Below are 24,349 nucleotides of genomic sequence, written 5' to 3'. Positions count from 1 at the left end.
GTATTTTCTAGTTTTGATGATTTAGAAGAAAATATGACACAAGAATTTTATTATAATATTTAGGAGGTTCTTTTTCTCCTGTTAATTTCCATATTTCAATTCGTTGAGTTTCTCGAGAAAGGTTTTTAACCGATTTTATTTGAAGTAAACCTTTTAAAAACTCACTTTTTTCAGTAAGAGTTGCAATATCTGGTTTAACTTCAATTGCCGAAAAGACTCCTTCTGCTAAAACAACTTCTCTTTTCGGTGTTATAAGCTTTGGGTGATTAGGTGAAAGAACGACACAATCAATATTATTTGTTTCTTGCGTAAGTGAATAAATTTTACTTCTAAGTTTTATTTGAAAATCCGAAGGTAAATAACTTTCTATAAATTGATTTACTGTTACTTCTTTAGAATCCGAAGTGTTTGTTCTATCTTTTTTGAAAGCATCGACTGTTTCCTCATATATAATTTCAATTAATTTGAGATTTTCAATAATACTTCCGTGTACTGCATTCATTATTTTTATATAATTATTTGTTGTACGCTATTATAGCTAATGTTGAGATAAGCTAAGTGAGCATATCCGTTCAAATTGATTTCTAAAGTTACCGTTTCGCGATGAAATTAGCTCATAGCTCAGCTTGCTCATTGAGCTTATTGCTTGTTGTGTGTTAGTTTTTTATTCTTAAATATTTATAATTTCTAAATTTTGCTGGACAACTTGCTTTTCAGTCCGTCTTTCATTTTCTCTAATATCAATAACTTTAGCAAGTTTTTCCGTCAGTCCATTTTCACTTTCTTGAGATATAATTAAATGGATTTTCTTTTCGCCTTTTTTTCGGTTTTCAATCTCATTTAAATAGATTCTTAATAATTCAATCCGCCAACTTTCTTCCATCTGCTCAAATTCTTCCATAACAATTAGTGCATTATTCTCAGAAATCCAGTCCCAATGAAAATCCAAAATTTGGCTTCCATTGTAACTTTTAGCTTTGTACCAAGGTTCATAAAGTTTCTTCTTTTTTACAAAGTCATAGTACTCATCAAATAACTTCATATTTGAAGGAAAACGATACACTTCAAAATTCAAACCTACGATTAAATCATTAATAAAATTCCGCCTTTCAATTTCGGATTTCCCAATAATCAAAACGTGTTTTTTATTCAATATATTTTTGGTTTTCTCAATCATTTCTTAAATGACACACAACGGTCTCGTATAACCGTCAGTTACGGGTTTATATGCGTTAATTTTCGGTTTGGCACAGACGTTAGCAATTCCGAGTGGATTCGGACGTAGTCGAATCCGCCGTAATTGCGGTTATACATTGTTGTGCGTTCGTTTTTTATTTCCATTGCTTGTTTTTCAAGTTGGTTCTCTTTAATGAATATCCATCGTTAAAAAACAATTTTCCGTTATTCAAAACCATTATTTTATCAGTCAAAAATCTCGGAACAGCGTTTAAGTCCAAATCTCTCACAATAATTTCTATTTCGTTATAATTTGGATTGTCGATTTCTATTGTTTCTTTTTGTCCTAAATAATGATATGTAATTGTTTTTATTTTTTGAGTTTCCAATTCCGCAATTCCATTCACGTTTGCTGCTTTTCCAGCGTTTTGGTCATTCACTACAATGAACGCAGCTGCAAGAGGTAATTCCAAATCTCGGATTGTAATTTTGATATTCTCAATTCGGTCAGGATTTATTTTTCCGCTATAAGTCGTACTTGGATTTTTTGGTTGTTCAAATGTGTTCAGTTTTATACTGTCAGTAGATATTTGTTCCCAATTTCCTTTGACTACAGTTCCGCCACCAACATCCATAAAAATAAAATATTCAAATGTTTTGTCCGATTTCAGTTCAATTTGAGTGCAATCCAAATATTCATTTCCGCATTTTCCATATAACCCAATTACGGATTTATTCGTTGAGCACGAACTAAAAAAAAGTAAAATAAAAATCAGTTTAATGTATTTCACGGGTTTTTATTAAATGACGCACAACGTACGTATAACAGGAATTCCTGTTTACATCTAGTAAATAACAGAAACTAAATAATAAACAACTTCCCATTATTCCCCATAAATGTAAAACAAAACCCACACATACACAATGCAGTTTTCCGTAAAGCATTGTCATTTTAAATAAAAGACTTTAAAAAATGGGGAATTCCTTCCTGCTGACGCGCAACATGCTTTCCCCAACAAACAGAACTATCCTGCAGCCATGCGACAAGCTTCTGTCAAAAAAAGATAAGTATTTTCAAAAGCAAGAGGATTTTAAAATAATGGATTCCTACCCTACTTCGACAGACTCAGCATAAGACGCCGAAAATCAAAGATTCGATGAAGTCAATGACAGCGTACTAATTAATTTGAAAATGTGGCAATTTGAAAATGTAACAATGAACTTCATAAATTGTTTACCCAATAAAACAATCTCCTGAATTTCAAACAAAAATAGATTCCTGCCTACACAGGAATGACAGCGTGGAGTCAATTTGAAAATGTAACAATGAACTTCGTAAATTGTTTACCCAATAAAACAATCTCCTGAATTTCAAACAAAAATAGATTCCTGCCTACGCAGGAATGACAGTAAAGCAAATCCAAAGCGAAGCGATACCAACAGGCGAAGCCAATACTAAAACTCTAACAGCGAAGCAGTCTAACATCTAAGAGCAAAGCGAGTCTAAAAGCGAAGCGTATCTAAAAAATTCCTATCTTTGCATTTGATGAAATCGTTTCTAACACATATCTGCTCTGTAGCCTTGGCACTCTTAGTGCTATTCTCTACGTTTTCGTTTACCATTAATGAACATGTGTGTGGTGGCGTTAAAATGAGCTTTGCAATCGGTATTGCAGCTGATGATTGCGGTATGGAAATGGAAACGAAAACTACTGAGGAAACAACGATGCAACAAAAATCTTGCTGCGATGATGTATCTACCCTAATTCAAGGACAAGACGAATTGCCATCGAAACAAGAATTGGATGTTGCTACAATAGCATTCCTCAAAGCTTTTGTATATAGTTACATTTTTATCCTTCCTGCAACTGACGAGGAAAAAGCTGTGTACAAACCGTATGTGCCGCCACCATTGATACGCGACATACAGGTACTTCACGAAACCTACTTAATTTGATCTCATACGAATTCTACTGTTTTTCCTAATCAAAGACTTTTGGAAAACATTCGCGTATGCGAAATTTTAATTGTAGTAATCACGTATCATATCAAAATCTATGCTCAACAATAGCATCAAATTTATCATAGAACACAAACTAGTAGCCGCACTCCTACTCGCTGCTATGATTGGTTTCGGACTCAGCACAGCGCCATTCGATTGGAATTTGGGCGATTTCCCCAAGAATCCTGTCGCAGTGGACGCCATTCCTGATATTGGCGAAAACCAACAAATTGTGTTTACCAAATGGGAAGGTCGCTCCCCAAAAGATATTGAAGACCAAATTACCTATCCGCTCACGACAGCATTGATGGGAATTTCAGGTGTAAAAACGGTCCGCAGTTCGTCCATGTTCGGATTTTCTAGCATTTACATCATTTTCAACGATGAGGTGGATTTTTATTGGAGTCGCAGTCGTATCTTGGAAAAACTCAACGCGCTACCAAGTTCGTTACTTCCCGAAAATGTACAACCAACCTTAGGCCCTGATGCTACAGGTTTGGGACAAATATTTTGGTACACCTTAGAAGGTAGAGATGAAAACGGAAATGTAACAGGCGGCTGGGATTTGCGAGAACTTCGCAGCATTCAAGATTATTATGTAAAACCCGGATTGTCTAGCGCTGCCGATGTGTCGGAAGTGGCTTCTATTGGTGGATTTGTACAAGAATATCAAATTGACGTACAACCAGACGTACTGAAAAAGTACAATCTCACGCTGGCGCAAGTGGTCAATGCTGTCCGCAATACGAACAAAGAAATCGGCGCAAAAACCTTGGAGATCAATCGTGCGGAATATGTCGTACGTGGTTTGGGGTATATCAAATCCATTGCAGACATTGAAAACACACCAATCAAATCGGAAAGCTTTACGCCTGTATTGATAAAAGATGTGGCTAGCGTATATCTCGGTCCAGCAGAACGACGCGGTATTCTCGACAAAGAAGGTGCCGAAGTTGTCGGTGGTGTTGTCGTGGCTCGCTATGGCGCGAATCCGATGCAAGTCATCAACAATGTCAAAGAAAAAATAAACACCATTGCCAGCGGGTTGCCAACGAAAGTATTGAAAGACGGACGGACATCGCAATTGACCATTGTTCCGTTTTACGATCGTACCGAACTCATTCAAGAAACCTTACATACGCTTGAAGAAGCACTGTCGCTCGAAATTCTCATTACCTTGCTCATCATCATTATCATGGTGTACAACTTGCGCGCTTCATTTTTAATTGCAAGTATTTTACCTGTAGCGGTGTTGGTGGTTTTTGTGGCGATGAAACTAGGAAATGTAGACGCCAATATTGTGGCACTTTCAGGAATCGCGATTGCCATTGGTACGATGGTCGACATGGGAATTGTATTGGTGGAAAACATCACGCGGCATATAGAAGAAGACACCGAAAACACTGCTATCAATACAATTGTGTACAACGCAACTGCGGAAGTTTCAGGCGCCATTGTAACTGCTGTATTCACAACGATTGTTAGTTTTATTCCTGTATTTATGCTCGTTGGTGCTGAAGGAAAACTATTCAGTCCACTGGCTTTTACCAAAACGATGGCATTGGTAGCAGCAATTATCATAACATTGTTTGTATTGCCAGCTATAGCCGCATGGTTGTTTGGATGGAAATCGATGCGAAAACGCTCTTCGTTATTCTTGAATATAATCTTAATAGCAATCAGTAGCTACGCAATTTTTAACGGAATGTACTTAGGAATTGCGCTGTTTGTTTTTGGTGTTGTGAATGTGTTGGAAATACAAAAAATCATCACACCAAAAACCAAAAAACAACTGCATATTGTCACCGCAATTGTCACATTGTTGATACTACTCAGTTATTATTGGCGACCTTTGGGATACACAAATCACATCAGTCTTAATTTTGTTTTTGTAACCTTGATTTGCGGATTGGTCATTGGAAGTTTTCTAGTATTTATTCATTATTACGAGCGATTATTGCGCTGGGCATTGGCAAACAAGCTTGTGTTTTTAAGCATTCCGCTATTGATTTTAATTGCGGGAATTTCTATTTGGCGAAACACCGGAAAAGAATTCATGCCTGCACTTAATGAAGGCTCGTTTCTCTTAATGCCAACCTCGCTTCCACATGCGGGAATTGAGCAAAACAAACAAATTTTACAAAAGCTAGACATGGCAGTTGCCAACATTCCTGAGATTGAAACGGTAGTTGGAAAAGCGGGACGTGTAGAAAGTGCCCTCGATCCTGCGCCGCTGTCGATGTATGAAAATATCATCATTTACAAACCTGAATATATCCTAGATAAAAACGGCAAACCACAACGGTTTAAGGTGAATGATAAAGGAGAATTTATACTAAAAGACATCTCGACTGCGCTCGATGTGACAAACGATACAAATGTCAGTTCGAGCTTAGATGAGAACAACAAAGACATCTCGACTGCGCTCGATGTGACAAATAAAAACCAAACGTCAGTTCAAAAGGCGCAAGAAACGAGCAATGAAAACAACACGTCAGTTCGAGTGGCGCGAGGAACGAGCGTTGTATCGAAAACTGCTTCGAAACGAATCACCGCGAAAGATTTAATCCCCGACGAAAACGGAGCATTCTACCGCAATTGGCGACCGCATATCAACTCGCCTGATGATATTTGGAATGAAATCGTACAAAACACCAAAATACCAAGCGTTACGTCGGCGCCCAAATTACAACCGATTGAAACACGCCTCATCATGCTTCAAACAGGCATGCGTTCTCCAATGGGAATTAAAATAAAAGGTGCTGATTTGGCGGAAATTGAAGCGTTTGGATTGGAATTGGAAAAAATTCTAAAACAAGTACCCGAAGTCAAGCAAGAAACGGTTTTTGCCGAACGTTTGATTGGAAAACCGTATTTGATTCTCGATATCAATCGCGAAGAAATTGCGCGTTATGGATTGTCCATTCAAGCAGTGCAAGACATTTTGGAAGTGGCGATTGGTGGAAAAATGGTGACGCAAACTGTGGAAGGTCGCGAGCGTTACAACGTGCGTGTACGCTATCCAAGAGAATTGCGCGCCAATCCGAGCGATTTGGAGAACATTTACATTCCCTTGCCAAACGGTTCGGAAATCCTGTTAAAAGATGTGGTGACCATTCGATACGAAAAAGGACCGCAAATGATTAAAAGTGAAGATACATTTTTGGTCAGTTATGTGCTGTTCAATAAGCAATCAGACATCGCCGAAGTTACGTTGGTTGAACAATTACAACAACAGTTAAAAGAACGCATTGCAGACGGACGTTTGCAAGTACCAAAAGGAGTGAGCTACGAATTTTCAGGAACCTACGAACAACAAGTCCGCGCCGAAAAAACCCTGTCCATCATCATTCCAATTGTGTTGCTAGTTATCTTTTTGATTTTATATTTTCAATTCAGTTCCATTGCGACATCGCTCTTTATTTTTGGTGGAATTGCCGTAGCTTTTGCGGGTGGATTTATCATGATTTGGCTCTACGGACAATCGTGGTTTTTGAATTTTGATATTTTCGGAACGAATCTTAGACAATTATTTCAAATAGAAACCATCAATTTGAGTGTGGCGGTTTGGGTAGGATTTATCGCTTTATTCGGAATTGCCACAGATGATGGTGTGATTATGGCAACCTATCTAAAACAAAGTTTTGCAAAAAGAAAAGTAACGGACACAGCATCGATTCGAAATGCGGTGGTTGCCGCAGGAAAAAAGCGAATTCGACCGTGTTTGATGACTACTGCCACAACATTGTTAGCATTGTTACCAATTTTAACCTCTACAAGACGCGGAAGCGACATCATGATTCCGATGGCAATTCCGAGTTTTGGTGGTATGTTAATCGCGTTGATTACCTTATTTATAGTGCCCGTTTTATACAGTTGGCATCAAGAAATTCAATTAAAAAGAAATACTGATGAAGCGTAATTTTATATATATTATCGTTGGTTGGTGGTGCATTCAGTTTGCGAATGGACAAACTTTAGAGAGCTATCTGGCGGAAGCCGAAAAAAATAGTTCGGAAATTTTAGCCCAACAATTGCAATACGAAAGCACGTTGGAAAAAGTCAACGAAGTCGGAAGCTTGCCCAATACACAAGTAGGTGTTGGTGTGTTTGCACAAGAAGTAGAAACCAGAGTTGGACCGCAAAAAGCACGCTTCTCGGCGAGTCAACAAATTCCGTGGTTTGGTATCTTAAAAGCGAAAAAAGAAAACGCAAAATTACTCGCAACGGCAAAAGAAAGTGAAATTGATTTCCTAAAGCGTCAGTTGCGACTGAATGTTAAAATGGCGTATTACAATTTGTATACGTTGCAACAAAAATACAATATCACCCAACAACATATTGAGATTTTGGACACGTATGAAAAGTTAGCGCTGAACGAACTCGAAAACAATCGTAGCAATATGGTGGATGTGTTGCATATTAAGATGAAGAAAAACGAATTGCAACAACAGTTTCAAGAAATTTCAGAAACCATTCAAAGTGAAAAAGCGCAATTTAATGTGTTGCTTAACAGACCTATCACCGCAGAGGTTTTGGTATTGGATTCGCTTCAAATTCAAGAAAACACCATTCTTACAACAATGGAAATGCTTGAAAAGCATCCAAAGTTACAACAATTAGACGCCATGGAAGAGGTATTGCAGCAATCGGAAATTGTTGCCAAAAAAGAAGGAAATCCGAAAATTGGTTTCGGATTGGATTATGTGTTGGTTGCAGAGCGTTCGGGCGTTTCAATGCCTGATAACGGCAAGGACATTATCATGCCCATGGTGTCGGTTTCCATTCCGCTGTTCAACAAAAAACACGTTTCTAAACAAAAGCAATTGCAATTGGAGCAAGAAGCGATTGTTCAAAATAAAACGACGGTAAAAAATCAACTGCGCATTGCGTATGAACAAGCAAAAAATAAGTTGAAAAATGCTATGGAAAGCATTAAAATACAAGAAGAAAATATCACACAAGCCAATCAAGCCAAAGAAGTCATTTTAGCGGCGTATCAAACGGACAAAATGGATTTTGAGCAGTTATTGGCGCTCGATCAATTAAAATTGGGGTTTGAAATGAAGAAAATAAACGATTTCAACACCAGTTTGGCAAACACGGCTATCATCGAATTTTTAATCACAAACTAAAAAACATGAAACAAACATATCACATCAACGGAATGACCTGCAACGGCTGTAAAAGTAAGGTAGAAAATGTGCTCAACAGTTTTGACGAAGTGACGTCGGCTACGGTAAATTTAGAAGCTGGAACCGCAGAAATTGACACGTCTACTCCACTCGACGCAGCTGCGATTCAAGCTGCGTTACCCGAAAAATATACGGTTCAAACTGAAACAAAAAACATGTTTGAATCGGCAGAAGTCAATGAAAAAAGTGAACTCAAACAACTCTTTCCGCTGCTTCTTATTTTCTTTTACATTACAACGGCAAGCGTTTTATTACACGTAAAAAGTTGGTCCACAGAAGCGTTTATGCTTGACTTTATGGGACTATTTTACATCGTTTTTAGCTTCTTTAAGTTGCTAGATTACAAAGGGTTTCCAAATTCCTTTCAAATGTACGACCCGCTCGCAAAAGCCATTCCCGCGTATGCGTGGATGTATCCATTTATCGAAGTTGCGCTCGGACTCATGTTTTTGTTTCGCTTTGAAATTCCAATCGCGTTAATCGCAACCATCATCATTTTAGGAATTACAACCATTGGCGTAACGAAAGTTTTATTCGACAAAAAAAGCATTCAATGTGCGTGTTTGGGAACAGCGCTCAAATTGCCCATGACCAAAGCCACATTTATTGAAAACTCCATCATGCTCGTCATGGCGGTTTGGATGTTAATCAACTTATATGCTTAACCGATGAAAAAGTATCTCATTTATATCGTTTTTATTGTAATAGGCATTGTGATTGGGAAGTTTGCCCTTTCGGGAGAACAAAACACAGGACATGCACATACAGAAAAAGACACTACAGAAAATACCATGTGGACTTGTTCCATGCATCCGCAAATTATGCAGCCAGAAGCGGGCGATTGTCCTATTTGTGGCATGGATTTGATTCCTGCGGAAGAAGGTGCTTCAGGACTTGCTCCGAATCAATTTCGAATGACCGAAAACGCGCTAGCTTTGGCAAACATAGAAACCACCAAGGTTGGAACTGCTAGTGCTACGGAAACAAGCTTGAAACTGACGGGAACCATTGAACCCAACGAAAAAACCAACGCTATCCAAACCGCACATTTTGGCGGACGCATTGAAAAATTATTCGTTAATTTTACAGGAGAAGAAGTCCGAAAAGGACAAAAAATTGCCTTGATCTATTCTCCAGCATTGGTGACGACGCAACAGGAATTGCTAACCGCAATGCGCATGAAAAACTCGCAACCTGAGTTGTACAAAGCGGTTCGCAACAAATTAAAACTTTGGAAACTCTCCGAAGCACAGATTCAACAATTGGAAACCTCGCAAAAAGTAGCTACACAATTTCCTATATACGCTAGTGTTTCTGGCGTAGTCACAGAAAAACTAGTAGAAGAAGGCAATCATGTGATGGAAGGCGGTGCTTTGTTTAAAGTATCAAATTTAAACACGGTTTGGGCAAGTTTTGATGCGTACGAAAATCAAATTGGGCGTTTTCAAAAAGGCGATGCTATTCGTATTAAAACAAACGTAAATCCGAATGAGGAGATTCCCGCGAAAGTTACCTTTATCGATCCTGTGTTAAACACCAAAACGCGTACGGTTGCTGTAAAAGTAGCATTGAATAATCGTGACAATAGTTTAAAACCTGGCATGTTTGTCACAGGAATTTTAGACACCGAAGTTTCTTCTGAAAGCAACACGATGAGCATTCCCAAATCGGCGGTTTTGTGGACGGGAAAACGCTCCTTGGTATATGTGAAAAAAGAAAACGAGCCTGTATTTGAAGCGCGCGAAGTGATTTTAGGAAACGTAAACGGAGACAATTACGAAGTCGTTTCTGGATTGAATTCAGACGAAGAAATTGTGACAAATGGTGCCTTTACTGTAGATGCAGCGGCACAATTACAAGGAAAAACCTCTATGATGAATCGTGAAGAAACTAAAGAAATAGAAACACTCAACTTAGATGCGCGTACGGAAAAAGCATTGCAACCAAGTATCAAAGCGTATTTGGCACTCAAAGATGCGTTGGTGCAAAGTGATACCAAAGTAGCGGCTGCTAAGAGTGACGATTTTAGAAAAGTATTGGAAGCATTGAACAATTCGCAACGTAAAAAAATAGAGAACCAATGGGCTACCATGCACCAAGCTTCCAAAGGAATTAACAACAAGGTTTCTATTGAACAGCAACGCGAACATTTTCAAATCGTTTCAGACAATATGATTACAATTGTAAAAAGCTTTACTAGCTTTGAAATGCCTTTAACAATTCAATTTTGCCCAATGGCAGATGATAACAATGGTGCGTATTGGATAAGCGATGTACAAGAAATCAAAAATCCGTATTTTGGCGACATGATGCTTAGCTGTGGAAGTGTGGTTGAGAAACTAGGAACTAGGAATTAGGGATTAGAAATTTTAAATGTTGGATGTTGAATTTTGAATTAAAATAACTCACAACGAATAACGAATAACGAATAACGAATAACGAAACTAAAATTTTAAATGTTGGATTTTGAATTTTGAATGAAAAACAACAGACAACAAAAAACAAACAACAGAAAACAAATCGACGAATACACAAATTAACAAATAAAAAAACAGAAAAAATGAAAAAAGTAATTCTATCACTAGCAATCATCGCATCTTTAGCAGTTATTGGATGCAACGGAGAAACAAAAAAAGACACTTCGTCAAACACGGAAACAAAAACGACTACAGACACTACAAAAGCCAAAGAATTGTCTATGGCAACTTTTGGCGTTCGTGGAAATTGTGGCATGTGTAAGGCTACTATTGAAGAAGCCGCAAAAAGCGTGGAAGGTGTCGTTGAAGCTACATGGGACGTACAGAAAAAGAGTATTTCTATCGCGTATGATGAATATAAAATTAACGAAAATGTAGTTCATAAAGCAATCGCAGCAGCAGGTTATGATACCGATAAAATGACAGGCGATACAGGCGCATATAAAAATTTACCAAAATGCTGCCTTTACGATAGAGAGCAGCAGATGAATCAATAATTGACGTGAGTCCGACCTAAGAAATCACTATGTAATTCATAATTCATTGAAAAATAACTAATTGTTAGTTCGAGCGCAGTCGAGAACAGCTAAGAATTAATAACTTCAAAGGAATCTCGTGAGCTATGCTCGGTATCTACGATAATGCTCGATTTGACACTTATTATAAATAACTAAAAATCAATAAAGTATAAAATTACTTGTACCGAACTTACGTTAATTAAATAACTACCTTTGCACCATGGAAAAAATCGTATTATTGAGTGCGGCTTTGTATGGTGCATTGGGAATTATTTTTGGGGCGTTTGGCGCACATGCCTTGAAAAAAACCTTTACAGAAGACTTGCTCAAAAGCTTTGAAACAGGCGTAAAATATCAACTCTATCACGCCATTGTTTTATTGGCGATTGGATTTCAATTGCCCTTCACAAATTCACTAGAAAAAAGTGCTGCATGGTGTTTGATTGTGGGAACGTTTTTGTTCTCTTTTAGCATTTACGGCTTGTGTTTGAGCAGTGCCAAAGGTAAAAAACTTCGATTTTTAGGTCCCATCACGCCGCTTGGTGGTTTGTTGTTGGTGATTGGCTGGGTTTTGTTGGGTGTTTCTTTTCTTTAAGTTATAAAATTACCAAAGACGTTCTGAATAATTGACTTTAAATCTTGTTCCTACCCTTTCTATAGTTTGTGTTTTAGAGAAAGTTTCGTCTTTATAATTGATGATTTCAAGCTTGGGATTTCTGGGTACATAATATTCTAAAAAGAATGTATAATCTGGTAAAAAGCCGTCATAATAATACGCTAAGTTTATATTTTCGGCATCGTGGGGCAGTTTTGGAAACCATGTTTTTCTTGCAATTTCTAAATATTCCTCAGCGGTAAGATTTTTTATTGAATAGCCTTTAAAACTTATTGATGAAGTAACTAACTTTTTCAAAACACCCGCTCGAATATCTGCATTCGCTATTCGATTTAAATAAATATGATATCCATAACTTATATAATAAAAAGAACTTACGAGTAAGGTGATAATGATTGATACTTTTATTCTTTTTCGCAACGAATTAATTTTATACCTTCTAAAAATTGAAACTGTAATTCTCAACACAATTAACAGGAGAAGTGTGATACCAAATAATTGTAAAAATTCTAAAGGTCGTACATACGTATTGAATGTGAGTTCAAAATCATCTGTCCAAATCGCCAACATGACCGTGAGAACAAATAAGTTTCCGAAAACAATAAAAAAATATTTAACTGATTTTTTAAGCACACATTGAGGTATAAGTACGTTGCAACTCAGGCAATGATTGGTTGGGTTTTGTTGGGTGTTTCTTTTCTGAATTTGTAAAAGTGGCGTTACTTATCTAATTCATTATACTTTTGTATAAACTCCAACAGCTTTTCCTTATTGATTTTCAAGTTTTTCTGAAAAACATTTTCTTCTGCCAATGCAAAAATTAAATGATTTCGACCGATAATTTTTTTGTTTGAAAATGTTTTATCTACCATTTTAAAAGTGATGATACTAAACCATTTTCCCTTGTCATTTTTACGAATTTCACCTGTAATTAACTCATTCCCTTTTAAATCGAGAATAGCATAGTTATTTCCTTCTTTTCGGTAATCAAAAGCCTTTTTACCATTTAAAATGATTTTATCTTTCTCAAATTGTACTTCAGTAATATTTTTTTGAGCCATTACTAAATATGAAGACAGTAAGCATATCGTAAAGAGTACTATGCGGTTTTTTAACATGATGATATTATTTTGATTATTCATAAATACGGGTAAAAATATACATTAAATTTTAATAAATGTATTCTTGCTTCAACTCAGGCAACGTTTTATTCGTAGTTATCAATCCATTAATGAGATAGTTTCGTAAGTCTTCCAAATCGTTGTGTGGAATGTATGTTGCCCATTTGGTTGCTGTGGTGATATTTTTGATTTGTCGCAAGACTTTTCGCGTGTCGCCCGCAGTTCGTAGCACAAATTTGGAATCGTATGAAGGTTCATCTCTGTGAAAATAGGTGTACTTTTGTGTGAATTTATCTTGCTGGATAAAATACAACTTCTCTACTTCATTGTCTTTGTAAAAGCTTGTCCATTGGGCAAATCCGACTTTTGTACCATTTTTGGAAATTCCTGCTTCCGTTTGCAATCGCCAGCGACACGTAGCTGCGCGTCCCCAATGTGAGGAAACTCGATATACACCATCGTTCATATAAAAATACTGACTGCCTGAACGACTAACAAAATCAGGAGTTTTATTTTTTACAATCTGAAAATCAACGGCTTTAAAAACACAGTAGGTGTTTTTAAAAAAGTTTTGTTTATGAAAATTTAATTTCGTCACAACGTTGTAATGTGTATTTTTGCCAAAGTTACAAAACGCGTTACGATACTACGTACCAACAAAAAAAATAAAGTTTGGCACAATAAGTGAATAGTATTGCGTTAATAACAAAGAATAAAAACACCTAAATAATGAAGAGCATGAAAAAGATGATAGGTCTTCTCATCGTAACTTGTCTGTTTCAAGTAGCGGCACAAGCGCAAAATTTACCTTTTAAAGATGGAGAGAAGTTGGTATTTACCGCGTCATATAAAATGTCTGGTTTTTTAACCGACTTGGCGCAAGTGAGTATGGAAACTTCGCAAGTAAAAACATCTTCCAATACCTTATTACACTTTAAATGCAACGCCAATACATTTAGAAAATATGATTTTTTCTTTAAGATTCGTGATGTCTATGAATCGTATGTAAGCAAAAGTTCCTTATTGCCAGCTTTGTATAAGAGAGATATTAATGAAGGAAGCTATAAGAAGAAAATGAAGTATGTGTACAATCAGCGAACGAAAACTATCAAAAGTGAGCAAGTAAAACGCAGAGGCGACGGAACAGACTGGGTTGTAAATGAGGATTTTAAATTTAGTAATGGCGCTATGGACGTAATTTCAACGTTGTATAACGTACGTAATCTTCCTATTGAAAATGCACGTGTGGGCGATTCGAAAGTTTTTAAAATTATATTTGATAAAGAAGAAACGCCAATCACACTAAAATATATAGGTAAGGAAACGATTGATGCTGGAAATTTGGGACAAAAAGAATGTCACAAACTACAAATCATCACCAACGGAGATTTTCTAAAAGCCGCAACGCTTTGGATGACTGCCGATGCTAATAAAGTTCCTGTAAAAGCAGAGTTTACCATTCCTATTGGAAGCGGAATGTTACAACTTGACAGTGCTTCAGGACTTGCAAACTAATTACAATAACACCAAAAAGATAACACCATGAGAATTTTTAGTATCATCGTAGGAAGTATTGCTACAGTGTTGGCATTTTTACTTTCCTTCTTCGCAGACAATTTTGCGTATATTCCCGTGATTTTAGGACTTATTTTAGGCTTTACTGCATTGTATATTTCCAAACAAAACGGACTTCGCGAAAGTGTTCCAAAGTTGATTATTGCACTGTCGTTTCTGGCAGGAGCAATTACCACAATGAATTTGTTCAGAGAAAACGAAGTCGCTGACGATGGCAAAGAAACGATACACGAAAAGAAAGAACAAGAAAAAGAAGATATCAAAGAAATAGAAGAACTCGAAGGATTGGAATAATCACGAAAAAGAAAAAAGTCTATCAAAACAGAAATGATAGACTTTTTTTGTGCTTCAAATTGGCGATTACGATGTTTTTTTAAGAAATCTATAACAAAAACACGCATTGCTTTTCAATATCTTTGAGCATCCTAAAACCAATACTATAAATCTGTTAAAACAACAACGCCTACCAAACATTGTTCTGACAAATTAGATAGCAAACACTAATTAAAAAGATTCATGATGAAAAAAATCCTAGCGCTGGCGCTTTTAGCTACTATCGGATGCGGCACCAATTACAAAACAGCTGAAAAAAAAGCTGTTAAAAATCTCGATCCTGTTCCGTATGCAAACACCATTACAGAAGCTGAACTCAAAACACATTTGTACACCTATGCTTCTGACGAGTTTGAAGGAAGAAATACTGGAGAACCAGGGCAAAAGAAAGCGGTTGCCTATTTGAGAGATGAATACAAAAACTTAGCGATTCCTGCAGCACAACAAAATGGCGATTATTTTCAAAATGTACCTTTACAAAAAGGAGGCGATTTAGACGGCGAACTGACGATCAACGGCACTACCTTTACTTTTGGAGAAGACTTCTTAGCCTTTAGTCCGCAAGCCAACGGAACTACAGATATCACGGAAATTGTGTATGTAGGATTCGGAATTGACGATGAAAAATACTCTGACTATAAAAATGTAGATGTTGAAGGCAAAATCGTTTTATTTAAAATTGGTGAGCCAATGCAAGAAGATGGTACGTATTTGATTTCTGGAACAGACGAAAACTCTCGATGGGGAAATCGATTTAGAGGTGCCGCTGCAAAAATTACCGCAGCTAAAGAACACAAAGCAAAAGGCGCTTTTTTCTTTGCAGGAGAAACCTTCTCCATGTACAAAGCGCAATTAGCATACATGAAGCAAAACAGTCGCGTTTCTTTAAAAGAAGAAAAAAATCCATTCTTTTATTATGTGATTAATGAAAATATAGCTTCCAAAATGCATTCTAAGATTGCTGAAAGTGATGAAGCATCAAGCATACAACTTGCTGGAACACTTGTAAACAAAGACAAAACAAACGATGTTGCTTCGGAAAATGTAGTGGCTATCATTAAAGGCAATGAAAAACCAGAAGAATATATTGTCATTTCTGCACATTTAGACCACGAAGGTGTGAAAAATGGTGAAATATACAACGGTGCGGATGACGACGGTTCAGGAACGGTTGCTATTTTAGAAATTGCAGAAGCGTTTAAACAAGCACAAAAAGACGGAAATGGTCCAAAACGCTCTATCGTATTTTTACATGTTACTGGGGAAGAAAAAGGATTATTAGGTTCGAAATATTACACAGACAACCCAATTTTCCCGCTAGAAAATACCGTGTCGAATTTGAATATTGACATGATTGGTCGAATTGATCCAAAACGTACCGAAGGCGACCGTAATTATGTGTATTTAATTGGCTCTGACAAATTGAGCTCAGAATTGCACAACGTTTCCGAAGAAGTCAACAAAAAATACACAAATATTGAGTTAGACTATAAATACAACGACGAAAACGATCCCAATCGTTATTACTATCGTTCTGACCATTATAACTTTGCAAAAAACAATGTACCTGTAATTTTCTATTTTAACGGAACACACGACGATTACCACAAACCGTCAGACACGCCAGATAAAATCAACTACGATTTATTAACAAATCGTGCGCGTTTGGTATTTTACACAGCTTGGGAATTGGCAAACAGAGACGAGCGCGTGAAGCTTGATAGTGATATCGAAACGAAATAATAAGACATTTATATATAAGAAAAGGCTATCTGTAAAATAACAGATAGCCTTTTTTAAATCAGTTAGTTTTCACTTCAACACGAGTACGTAGAATTGCGTGTTTTGTAAAGATGCGTAATTGCGCGTACACTATTTATAACTTTTACAAGTACTTTTATATCATAACCAAAACCCTATCCTAATGATGAGCCTTCAAGTAAAAATTACCAACAATAGCGGAATAGCATCCACAGATGTACATTGGATTTGCTTCGGATTGAATAGCGATCCAGGAACCAGTTCACCCGATTGGTGTTACGTAGATGTAGATGCCAAAGGAAATGCTTCGCTAACAAAATTTACCAAAGGACAAGATTGTTCCAAACTTTTTAAAACTGTAGATGCATTAAGCTCCTTCAACAACTTACCAAAAATGTGGTCTGGACAGTTTTTATTCTCGTTTAAAAAATTACCCAATGTCTTTAATGTTGTAAAAGGTGGACAAAATGGTTTAGGTGTGCAAACCCCGCCATTTACGCCAGGAAGTGCCGATGCAGATACCTTATTTGTGGTTGTAGAATTTACCAATATTGGCTCCGAATTGTATGCCGATTGTACCATTGTAGACTACTTCTCTGCTCCAGTGTCTATTGAAGTGATTGGCGACACTACCAAAACAAATGGAATCCTAAAATCAACCAGTACACGTGCTTCTATTTTTGATGCGATGACAAATGTTGGAAAACCGTGGAGCGATTTGGTCATGCAAGATGCTTCTGGCAATAACATTCGTGTATTAGGTCCACAACACGGTGTACAAACGACAAATCCAAACTTGCTTTCGCCAAACATTTACGATGCCTACATCACAGCTTGCTGGAAAAATTTTACCACAAATACACTTACCGTAAACTGTCCGACATTCGGAACCTATACAGGAAAAGTAAACAGCAGCAACGAATTTGTATTTTCTCAAAAAGGAAAAACAGATGTAACCATTCAAAAGCCAGCAGCTGGCGATGCGTATGACATTTTCGGTTGCGTAGGAACCTTAAATGCTCCAAATAATACGCCTTTGGGCGAAATTGCTGCCATTTTAGGTGCTTCGCTCAACAGAACGACATTAAGTACTTCACAAAATGATACACAGCCAAACTGCGATGTGTCTGAATTTTACAAAGCACAAAACGGTGTCACTAACGAATATGCCAAAGTAGTACACGACAACTATAAATCAGGAATCTACGCGTTTCCATTTGATGATGTTTGTAATACAGACAATCCATTGATTCAAATTTCGGGCGCGACTAACTTTAACATTACACTCACTAGCTGGAGTTAATATCAATATTGTATTAGTTACAATTTAGTTTTACGAAGCGGACTGAGAAGTTCGCTTTTTTTATAATAAAATTGACTAAAAATGAGGTATTTATACGCTGTTTTGATATAAAGTTTATTGCTACTTTTGAAAAAACCATTAAAATTAATTCAACCATGGCAACACAATTGGAAGCAACTATGACCATTCCGAAAAACGGAAAAAACTTATGGACGGACATGATGCAAAATCCATCCAACTATAAAATCCCGCAAGGCATCACAGAAGGAAACTATTTGGCAGCCTCGTACGCAAAATTCTCGGACGGTGTTTTTGTATTTGGCGGTGTCGCCGTAGGAACAGCTGACTATAACTATCCGCTATTTATGGTGTTTGATAAAGATTACAATCAAATTGGTGGTTGGCCAATTGATCCTAGCGATTGGGAAGATTTTCAAGTCAACAGCATTGAATTTACACTCAATGACGACGAAGATCCTACGTATATTTTAAATATTGTAGAAGAGAAATAAAAAGTATCATCATACAGGTTTTATTTATAAAGCGAACTTTAGGTTCGCTTTTTTTAATGAAGTGTGTAAACTTTTTGTTTTGCAGCCATATGGAAAAGTTTCAATCACTTCAATAATTGAAACACTCAAAAACCAGATACTCTATAATTTTTCCTAATTTCGTACACCGTACAAAAATTACTATGCTTCGAGACGAAAAAGACATATTCAACATACTTTTAGATGCTGTTTCTGAAGGTGTGATTGTGGTAAATGCGCAACAAAAAATTGTAGATGTGAACAAAGCCGCTGCAGAAATGTTTGGCTACACACGCGAAGAACTTCTTAACAAATCTATTGAAGTGTTGATTCCTGTAAAGTATCACGCAGGACACGGAGCGCATTTTAATAATTTTATGAAACAGCGGGAAAGTCGCCAAATGGGACACGGACGCGATATTTACGGCGCTCGGAAAGATGGCAGTACATTTCCTGTAGAAGCTGGACTCAATCCGTTTACGGTACAAGATACACATTATGTGATGGCGTTGGTGATTGATATTTCTGTGCGAAAGCAACAAGAAGAAAAAATTCAGGAGTTGTATGCCGATTTGGAAGAAAAAGTGATTCAGCGTACGCAAGAATTACGAAAAACAATTGAAAAACTAGAAGCAGAAAACAAACTTCGACTGCAAGCGGAAAAAGAAGCGAAAATTGCGTTGAAGAAAGAACAAGAACTCAACGAACTGAAAACAAAGTTTTTATCGCTAGTTTCTCACGAATTTAAAACGCCGTTGAGTAGTATTTTAACTTCTTCGATGTTGTTGGGAAAATACAAATTGACCGAACAACAAAGCAAGCGCGACCGACACATCAAAATTATTTCAGACAAAGTACATTATCTGAACAATATTTTGAACGATTTCCTTTCCGTAGAAAAATTGGAAAAAGGAAAAGTGAATTACAAACTCAGTACGTTCACGGTGAGCAAAGTTGTCAATGAAGTTGTGTACAATGCCAATATGTTGTTAAAAGACGGACAACAAATCAATTACCCTGAAAATATTGATGGTTTTTCGATGTATCAAGATGAGAAAATTGTGGAATTGGCGTTGTCAAATCTGGTGAATAACGCCATTAAATATTCTTCTGAAAATTCAATCATCGATATCAGCATTACGCAAGATGACACCACAACCACGTTTAAAATAAAAGATAACGGTATTGGAATTCCCGAAAAGGAGCAAAAAAACATTTTCAATCGTTATTTTAGAGCTGAAAATGCCTTATTAGTACAAGGAACAGGCATCGGATTGAATATCGTAAAGAGCCATTTGGAAAACTTGCACGGAAGTATTTCTTTTGAAAGTACGGAAAATGTCGGTTCAACTTTTATCATGAAATTGCCGAATACCGCGCCACAAAACCAATTGTAATAAAAACCATAAAATTGCCCAATGAAGAAAGTATTATTAATTGAAGATGATACCATTTTAAGAGAAAACACCGCAGAATTGCTTGAACTTGCAAATTATGAAGTCATCACTGCACCCAATGGAAGAAAAGGTGTAGAAAGTGCCATACAGCATGCGCCTGATATTATTGTGTGTGATATTATGATGCCTGAATTGGACGGTTATGGCGTGTTGGAAACCTTGTCTACAAATGATACTACGAAATACATTCCGTTCATCTTTTTATCGGCTAAAACAGAACGGCAAGATGTGCGTAAAGGAATGGATTTGGGTGCAGACGATTATATTACCAAACCGTTTGAAGAAGAAGAATTGGTAAGCGCTATTGAAAGTCGCATCGCGAAAGCTGCTATTTTAAAAGAAGAACGCGAACAACATCGTCCGAAAGAAGACGAAGACCAATTGCGCGATTTGAACGATTTAAAAAATTTCTTTGACGATAATGGTGCTATTTTTAGGTTTTCTAAAGATGAAATCATTTATGAAGAAGGACACAGTTCTAATTATATTTACCTGATTATCAAAGGTGTGGTAAAATGTCACAAATTTGACGAACAAGGAAAAGAACTCACGACAGCCTTGCACAAAGACGACGATTTATTTGGCTATACGTCCTTTACACAAAATATGCCGTATCAAGAAACGGCTACAGCGATGAAAGACACCGAAGTGGTGGGACTTTCTAAAAGTGAATTAGTTGATGTGCTGGATAAAAATCATAAAGTAACGTTGGAATTGATTCAATTGTTGACCGATAACATTTCGGGCATCAAAGATCAGTTATTGCAAATGGCATACAGTTCGGTACATCGAAAAACAGCAACGACGATTTTAAAATTTGCCGAAAAACTCAATCGCAAACCTGAAGATCCAATCAAAATTTCACGAAACGATTTGGCAAGCGTTGCCGGAATTGCCACAGAAACCCTCATCCGAACACTCTCGCGCTTTAAAAAAGAAGGCATCATTGAAATTGAAGGTCGCAACATCAAAATTGTGGATTACAAGCAGTTGCAGGAGATGTATTAAAATAATTCAATTGCTAAAAAGTTAACTGAAAGGACTTTCTTTTTATGGTGAAACCGTAATCCTTTTCTTTCTTTATTGTGTACTTTAGAGTATTATTAATTAAAAAAATACTACCATGTTACAAAACATTAAAAATTTGGAAGGGGTGACGGCGATTCCTAAAAAACAACAGCAAAAATTAATTGCAGGAATGGTTATCGATGGATATAGTTGTCTTGGAGGAGAAATTATAAAAAATTGCAATTCTTCGAATCAAAATATGCATCCAGAAGGACATCCTTTTTGTTGCAATGGTGGTCTTTGGGTTGTTGAAGGACCATATATTGAAGGGGATTTTATACCTTAATAAAACTATATTATTCTTCACGTTTCATTTGTAAAAAATAAACTTTCTTTTAACCTGTTGTGTATTTATTATAAACATCTTGTAAAGTTGAAAACTGACTTTTAATATTTAATAGCAGAATTATTTACTAACAAATACTTAAAATATTCTTCATAAGTAGGAATACTTTTCCCTAAATGCACGACAGGTTAATTAATTTTTCAAATCTCATCGAAGTAGATAAAACATCAAACATGACCGAAATCATTTTTTGAAAAAGTCGGGCATGTTAGATTTGTTGGTAAATGTCATAGTACGCATGAAAAATATATTATTACCAACAGATTTTTCGCAAAATTCATGGAATGCCATTGCGTATGCGTTGCAGTTTTTAGAACATACAGCGTGTAATTTTTATCTGTTGCACGTAGTCAATGATGCGGATACGACTGACGTTAGCTCTTATTTTTCAGAACTTTGCACACAAATTTCGACATCATTTTTAAAACAACAGCATCATCACTTTTTTTCCATAGTGCGTCATTGTTCTTTTGTGGAATCGGTGCGTGACGAAGTAGCAGATAAAAAGATTGACATGATTATCATGGGCGCGAAAGGCGTTTCCAATACGCAGGCACATGTGGTGGGACATTACGCTGAAAATGTCATCACGAAAGTGAAATGCAAATTGTTAATCATTCCTGAAAATGCTACGTATAAAGTGTTTGACGAAGTTGCGTTTCCTACCGATTTTACACTCGCAACCGACATTCAAACTTTAGCGCCAATTGATACTATTTTGAACGATAAAACGACGTCGCTTCGCATTTTACACATTAACAAAGTTACCAACGAGTTGAATCAGCATCAACAAGCCAACAAAGCGTTATTGGAAGATTTTTTGGACGGTCGCGAATATAGTTTTCACTTTTTATCGAATACACATGTAGAAACTGCCGTAGAAAATTTCACCGAACGAAAAGACATCAATCTCATCATCATGGCGGCAAAAAATCTGAATTATTTTAAACAGATTTTATTTCACTCCAACGTAGACCACATCAGCTATCACCGAAAAATTCCATTTTTAATTCTGCACGAATAACTTGCCACTTAAAACCCTTACAAGCTGATATATATCATAGTTTTTAGCTCTTTTTTGCGATACTTTTAAACAAGAAATTAAAAACGTACCGCGATGAAAAAAATACTATTACCCACCGATTTTTCCGAGAACTCGTTGAATGCAATTCGTTACGCTGTTCAACTATATAAAGACCAAAAGTGTAATTTTATTTTACTCAATACGTATACGCCTGTGATTTATCATGTGCAATATATGGAAGTGGGCGCTGCGCAATTTGGATTGTTGGATGCGTTAAAAGAAAAGTCGCAAAACGGTTTGAAATCTGTGCAAGAAACCATTGAAAAAGAGTTTCCGAATCCGAAGCATTTTTTTTCGCGAATTTCTGCGTTTAACATGTTGATTTCAGAAATTGAGCAATTGTACGAGGAAAATACGATGGACATGATTATTATGGGAACACAAGGCGCTTCTGGCTTACAAGAAGTGTTGTTTGGCTCCAATATGGTGCATGTATTGAAAAACAGCAAATGTCCACTACTCGCTGTGCCAAGTGACTATAGCTATCAACATCCACATGAAATTTTATTTCCTTCCGATTATGGAGTCAATTTTGAAGAACGACACGTAGAAGATTTGAAACAAATTGCGTCGTTATTTGCCGCGCGAGTGAACATTTTACATGTGTCAAATGCAGATGAATTATCACCATCGCAAGAAGCGAATAAACAAAAACTTACAACGCTTTTAAAAGGAACTTCGCATTTGTTTCATATTGTACAGCATCACGATGTGGGAACGGCGATTCAAGAATTTCAATCACAATCGCGCATTGACTTTTTAACGATGCTAAACAATAAGCATTCGTTTTTTGAAAATTTATTCTTTGGCTCCAAAGTCAAGCACATCGGATTGCACTTAAACACCCCGTTTTTGATCATTCCTGCAAAAATATAATTCACACAACAAACAAATTTTACCTTAAACTTTAATTCAAACATTATGACCAATATTTTGTTGCCAACTGATTTTTCTGATAATGCCTGGAGTGCCATTATTTACACTTTAAAATTATATCAACACGAAACTTGCAAATTTTACTTATTAAACACTGAAAAAGTAGCTTCGTCTCGCATCTCAAGTTTTTCTAATAAATTATTAAAAACCATGCTTGACAATGCGCGAAAAGATGTTGAAAAGCTAAAAGAGCAAATTGAAGCCACCAACGCCAACAGCAATCACGAATTTGAAGCCATGGTTGTTTTGGGCGATTTGGACGATGTGATTGAAGACTTCGTACCAAAATATAATATTGACCTTATTGCGATGGGAACCAAAGGAGCTACAGGCGCTAAAGGAATTTTATTTGGAAGCAATACAGCTAAAATTTTTAAGAAAGTAAAAAACTGCCCAATTCTTGCCATTCCAAACGATTATGAATTTATAACGCCCAAACAAATTGCCTTTCCAACCGATTTGAATCGCTATTGCGATGCGAAGGAAATCCATCATTTACAGCAATTGGCAGATTTGTACAATGCTAAAATTAGAATCGTGCACATCAATGACAACGAGGCTTTAAGTGACAAACAAGAGAAGAATTTGAACGTTTTAAAAGAATATTTAAAAAATTTCGAACTCAGCGTACACATCGTTCCAAGCTATGCGAGCAAGGAAACTAGTATTCACGATTTTATTGACGAATTGGATATTGACATTCTCGCGATGGTGTATTATTCGCACAGTTTTATTGATGGAATTTTGCGAGAACCTGTTGTGAAAAAAATTGCGTTCAACCTAAAAGTACCGTTTTTAGTCATTCCAGAATAAGCTGATATTTATCATAGTAATTCTGTAATGTGCAACGT

The 24,349-nt window shown here is 36.6% G+C and carries 24 protein-coding genes; 18 read left to right on the top strand and 6 right to left on the bottom strand.

The genetic code is table 11. The features are described 5' to 3' along the window. Positions 1-7: 7 nt before the first annotated feature. The 3 genes from C8N46_RS08795 to C8N46_RS08785 form a co-directional block, all read right to left on the bottom strand. Positions 8-502, bottom strand: coding sequence for a DUF6602 domain-containing protein (locus C8N46_RS08795; protein WP_108114505.1), 495 nt, complete (start codon positions 500-502; stop codon positions 8-10). A gap of 168 nt (positions 503-670) precedes the next feature. Next, a complete protein-coding gene (locus C8N46_RS08790; protein WP_108114504.1) occupies positions 671-1,177 on the bottom strand; it encodes a hypothetical protein in 507 nt (168 codons plus the stop codon). A 154-nt stretch (positions 1,178-1,331) separates the two neighbouring features. Continuing rightward, on the bottom strand, positions 1,332-1,868 hold the full coding sequence (locus tag C8N46_RS08785; protein ID WP_146169773.1) for a hypothetical protein: 537 nt from the start codon (positions 1,866-1,868) through the stop codon (positions 1,332-1,334). Positions 1,869-2,722: 854 nt separating this feature from the next. On the opposite strand from C8N46_RS08785, the gene C8N46_RS08780 reads away from it, so the two are divergent. From C8N46_RS08780 to C8N46_RS08750, 7 genes are all read left to right on the top strand, one after another. Then, complete coding sequence (locus C8N46_RS08780) at positions 2,723-3,133, top strand: HYC_CC_PP family protein (protein ID WP_108114502.1); 411 nt, start codon at positions 2,723-2,725, stop codon at positions 3,131-3,133. A 100-nt stretch (positions 3,134-3,233) separates the two neighbouring features. Beyond that, the gene (locus C8N46_RS08775; protein WP_108114501.1) at positions 3,234-7,100 is read left to right on the top strand and encodes an efflux RND transporter permease subunit; all 3,867 of its coding nucleotides are present in this window, start codon (positions 3,234-3,236) and stop codon (positions 7,098-7,100) included. Further along, on the top strand, positions 7,090-8,313 hold the full coding sequence (locus tag C8N46_RS08770; RefSeq protein WP_108114500.1) for a TolC family protein: 1,224 nt from the start codon (positions 7,090-7,092) through the stop codon (positions 8,311-8,313). The genes C8N46_RS08775 and C8N46_RS08770 overlap by 11 nt, the downstream gene beginning before the upstream one ends. A 5-nt stretch (positions 8,314-8,318) precedes the next feature. Then, entirely contained in the window at positions 8,319-9,038 is a 720-nt protein-coding gene (locus tag C8N46_RS08765; protein ID WP_108114499.1) for a heavy-metal-associated domain-containing protein, read from the top strand. Between the two features lie 3 nt (positions 9,039-9,041). Next, positions 9,042-10,730 (top strand): efflux RND transporter periplasmic adaptor subunit, encoded by a 1,689-nt coding sequence (locus C8N46_RS08760; protein WP_108114498.1) that lies wholly within the window; start codon positions 9,042-9,044, stop codon positions 10,728-10,730. A 203-nt stretch (positions 10,731-10,933) separates the two neighbouring features. Further along, on the top strand, positions 10,934-11,347 hold the full coding sequence (locus C8N46_RS08755; RefSeq protein WP_108114605.1) for a heavy-metal-associated domain-containing protein: 414 nt from the start codon (positions 10,934-10,936) through the stop codon (positions 11,345-11,347). 241 nt (positions 11,348-11,588) lie between these two features. Further along, positions 11,589-11,963 carry a DUF423 domain-containing protein gene (locus C8N46_RS08750; protein WP_108114497.1) on the top strand — a complete coding sequence of 125 codons (375 nt, stop codon included), beginning with the start codon at positions 11,589-11,591 and terminating at the stop codon, positions 11,961-11,963. 9 nt (positions 11,964-11,972) lie between these two features. Here the strand turns inward: C8N46_RS08750 and C8N46_RS08745 are convergent, their stop codons facing one another. From C8N46_RS08745 to C8N46_RS08735, 3 genes are all read right to left on the bottom strand, one after another. Then, on the bottom strand, positions 11,973-12,404 hold the full coding sequence (locus tag C8N46_RS08745) for a hypothetical protein (RefSeq protein ID WP_146169772.1): 432 nt from the start codon (positions 12,402-12,404) through the stop codon (positions 11,973-11,975). 299 nt (positions 12,405-12,703) lie between these two features. Then, positions 12,704-13,126 (bottom strand): hypothetical protein, encoded by a 423-nt coding sequence (locus C8N46_RS08740; protein ID WP_146169771.1) that lies wholly within the window; start codon positions 13,124-13,126, stop codon positions 12,704-12,706. A 28-nt stretch (positions 13,127-13,154) separates the two neighbouring features. Further along, a complete protein-coding gene (locus tag C8N46_RS08735; RefSeq protein WP_108114494.1) occupies positions 13,155-13,703 on the bottom strand; it encodes a hypothetical protein in 549 nt (182 codons plus the stop codon). Between the two features lie 140 nt (positions 13,704-13,843). On the opposite strand from C8N46_RS08735, the gene C8N46_RS08730 reads away from it, so the two are divergent. From C8N46_RS08730 to C8N46_RS08680, 11 genes are all read left to right on the top strand, one after another. Continuing rightward, complete coding sequence (locus tag C8N46_RS08730; protein ID WP_108114604.1) at positions 13,844-14,620, top strand: DUF3108 domain-containing protein; 777 nt, start codon at positions 13,844-13,846, stop codon at positions 14,618-14,620. Between the two features lie 27 nt (positions 14,621-14,647). Next, positions 14,648-14,974 (top strand): hypothetical protein, encoded by a 327-nt coding sequence (locus C8N46_RS08725; RefSeq protein ID WP_108114493.1) that lies wholly within the window; start codon positions 14,648-14,650, stop codon positions 14,972-14,974. 225 nt (positions 14,975-15,199) lie between these two features. After that, positions 15,200-16,756, top strand: a complete 1,557-nt coding sequence (locus tag C8N46_RS08720; protein WP_108114492.1) for a M28 family peptidase — start codon at positions 15,200-15,202, stop codon at positions 16,754-16,756. Between the two features lie 181 nt (positions 16,757-16,937). Further along, the gene (locus C8N46_RS08715; RefSeq protein WP_108114491.1) at positions 16,938-18,077 is read left to right on the top strand and encodes a beta-1,3-glucanase family protein; all 1,140 of its coding nucleotides are present in this window, start codon (positions 16,938-16,940) and stop codon (positions 18,075-18,077) included. Positions 18,078-18,232: 155 nt separating this feature from the next. After that, on the top strand, positions 18,233-18,589 hold the full coding sequence (locus tag C8N46_RS08710) for a hypothetical protein (RefSeq protein WP_146169770.1): 357 nt from the start codon (positions 18,233-18,235) through the stop codon (positions 18,587-18,589). 182 nt (positions 18,590-18,771) lie between these two features. Then, complete coding sequence (locus C8N46_RS08705; RefSeq protein WP_108114489.1) at positions 18,772-20,004, top strand: sensor histidine kinase; 1,233 nt, start codon at positions 18,772-18,774, stop codon at positions 20,002-20,004. Positions 20,005-20,025: 21 nt separating this feature from the next. Beyond that, complete coding sequence (locus C8N46_RS08700; protein WP_108114488.1) at positions 20,026-21,072, top strand: response regulator; 1,047 nt, start codon at positions 20,026-20,028, stop codon at positions 21,070-21,072. 115 nt (positions 21,073-21,187) lie between these two features. Next, positions 21,188-21,418, top strand: coding sequence for a hypothetical protein (locus tag C8N46_RS08695; RefSeq protein WP_108114487.1), 231 nt, complete (start codon positions 21,188-21,190; stop codon positions 21,416-21,418). 298 nt (positions 21,419-21,716) lie between these two features. Beyond that, positions 21,717-22,502, top strand: coding sequence for a universal stress protein (locus tag C8N46_RS08690; protein WP_108114603.1), 786 nt, complete (start codon positions 21,717-21,719; stop codon positions 22,500-22,502). 93 nt (positions 22,503-22,595) lie between these two features. After that, complete coding sequence (locus tag C8N46_RS08685) at positions 22,596-23,438, top strand: universal stress protein (protein WP_108114486.1); 843 nt, start codon at positions 22,596-22,598, stop codon at positions 23,436-23,438. A gap of 45 nt (positions 23,439-23,483) precedes the next feature. Beyond that, positions 23,484-24,311 carry a universal stress protein gene (locus C8N46_RS08680; RefSeq protein WP_108114485.1) on the top strand — a complete coding sequence of 276 codons (828 nt, stop codon included), beginning with the start codon at positions 23,484-23,486 and terminating at the stop codon, positions 24,309-24,311. Positions 24,312-24,349: the final 38 nt, after the last annotated feature.

Origin of the sequence: Kordia periserrulae, from assembly GCF_003054265.1 — a bacterium.
In the GTDB taxonomy this organism is placed as follows: domain Bacteria; phylum Bacteroidota; class Bacteroidia; order Flavobacteriales; family Flavobacteriaceae; genus Kordia; species Kordia periserrulae.
The sequence above is the reverse complement of the archived record's forward strand: the minus strand, read 5'-3'. Positions and strand labels throughout refer to the sequence as shown.

Excerpts from the sequence above, each read along its gene's own strand:
- C8N46_RS08770 (WP_108114500.1), top strand. The coding sequence starts at position 7,090 with ATGAAGCGTAATTTTATATATATTATCGTTGGTTGGTGGTGCATTCAG.
- C8N46_RS08705 (WP_108114489.1), top strand. The coding sequence starts at position 18,772 with ATGCTTCGAGACGAAAAAGACATATTCAACATACTTTTAGATGCTGTT.
- C8N46_RS08795 (WP_108114505.1), bottom strand. The coding sequence starts at position 502 with ATGAATGCAGTACACGGAAGTATTATTGAAAATCTCAAATTAATTGAA.
- C8N46_RS08780 (WP_108114502.1), top strand. The coding sequence starts at position 2,723 with ATGAAATCGTTTCTAACACATATCTGCTCTGTAGCCTTGGCACTCTTA.
- C8N46_RS08760 (WP_108114498.1), top strand. The coding sequence starts at position 9,042 with ATGAAAAAGTATCTCATTTATATCGTTTTTATTGTAATAGGCATTGTG.
- C8N46_RS08790 (WP_108114504.1), bottom strand. The coding sequence starts at position 1,177 with ATGATTGAGAAAACCAAAAATATATTGAATAAAAAACACGTTTTGATT.
- C8N46_RS08685 (WP_108114486.1), top strand. The coding sequence starts at position 22,596 with ATGAAAAAAATACTATTACCCACCGATTTTTCCGAGAACTCGTTGAAT.
- C8N46_RS08740 (WP_146169771.1), bottom strand. The coding sequence starts at position 13,126 with ATGAATAATCAAAATAATATCATCATGTTAAAAAACCGCATAGTACTC.
- C8N46_RS08700 (WP_108114488.1), top strand. The coding sequence starts at position 20,026 with ATGAAGAAAGTATTATTAATTGAAGATGATACCATTTTAAGAGAAAAC.
- C8N46_RS08730 (WP_108114604.1), top strand. The coding sequence starts at position 13,844 with ATGAAAAAGATGATAGGTCTTCTCATCGTAACTTGTCTGTTTCAAGTA.
- C8N46_RS08710 (WP_146169770.1), top strand. The coding sequence starts at position 18,233 with ATGGCAACACAATTGGAAGCAACTATGACCATTCCGAAAAACGGAAAA.
- C8N46_RS08755 (WP_108114605.1), top strand. The coding sequence starts at position 10,934 with ATGAAAAAAGTAATTCTATCACTAGCAATCATCGCATCTTTAGCAGTT.
- C8N46_RS08695 (WP_108114487.1), top strand. The coding sequence starts at position 21,188 with ATGTTACAAAACATTAAAAATTTGGAAGGGGTGACGGCGATTCCTAAA.
- C8N46_RS08750 (WP_108114497.1), top strand. The coding sequence starts at position 11,589 with ATGGAAAAAATCGTATTATTGAGTGCGGCTTTGTATGGTGCATTGGGA.
- C8N46_RS08765 (WP_108114499.1), top strand. The coding sequence starts at position 8,319 with ATGAAACAAACATATCACATCAACGGAATGACCTGCAACGGCTGTAAA.
- C8N46_RS08725 (WP_108114493.1), top strand. The coding sequence starts at position 14,648 with ATGAGAATTTTTAGTATCATCGTAGGAAGTATTGCTACAGTGTTGGCA.
- C8N46_RS08680 (WP_108114485.1), top strand. The coding sequence starts at position 23,484 with ATGACCAATATTTTGTTGCCAACTGATTTTTCTGATAATGCCTGGAGT.
- C8N46_RS08775 (WP_108114501.1), top strand. The coding sequence starts at position 3,234 with ATGCTCAACAATAGCATCAAATTTATCATAGAACACAAACTAGTAGCC.
- C8N46_RS08715 (WP_108114491.1), top strand. The coding sequence starts at position 16,938 with ATGATGAGCCTTCAAGTAAAAATTACCAACAATAGCGGAATAGCATCC.
- C8N46_RS08720 (WP_108114492.1), top strand. The coding sequence starts at position 15,200 with ATGAAAAAAATCCTAGCGCTGGCGCTTTTAGCTACTATCGGATGCGGC.
- C8N46_RS08690 (WP_108114603.1), top strand. The coding sequence starts at position 21,717 with ATGAAAAATATATTATTACCAACAGATTTTTCGCAAAATTCATGGAAT.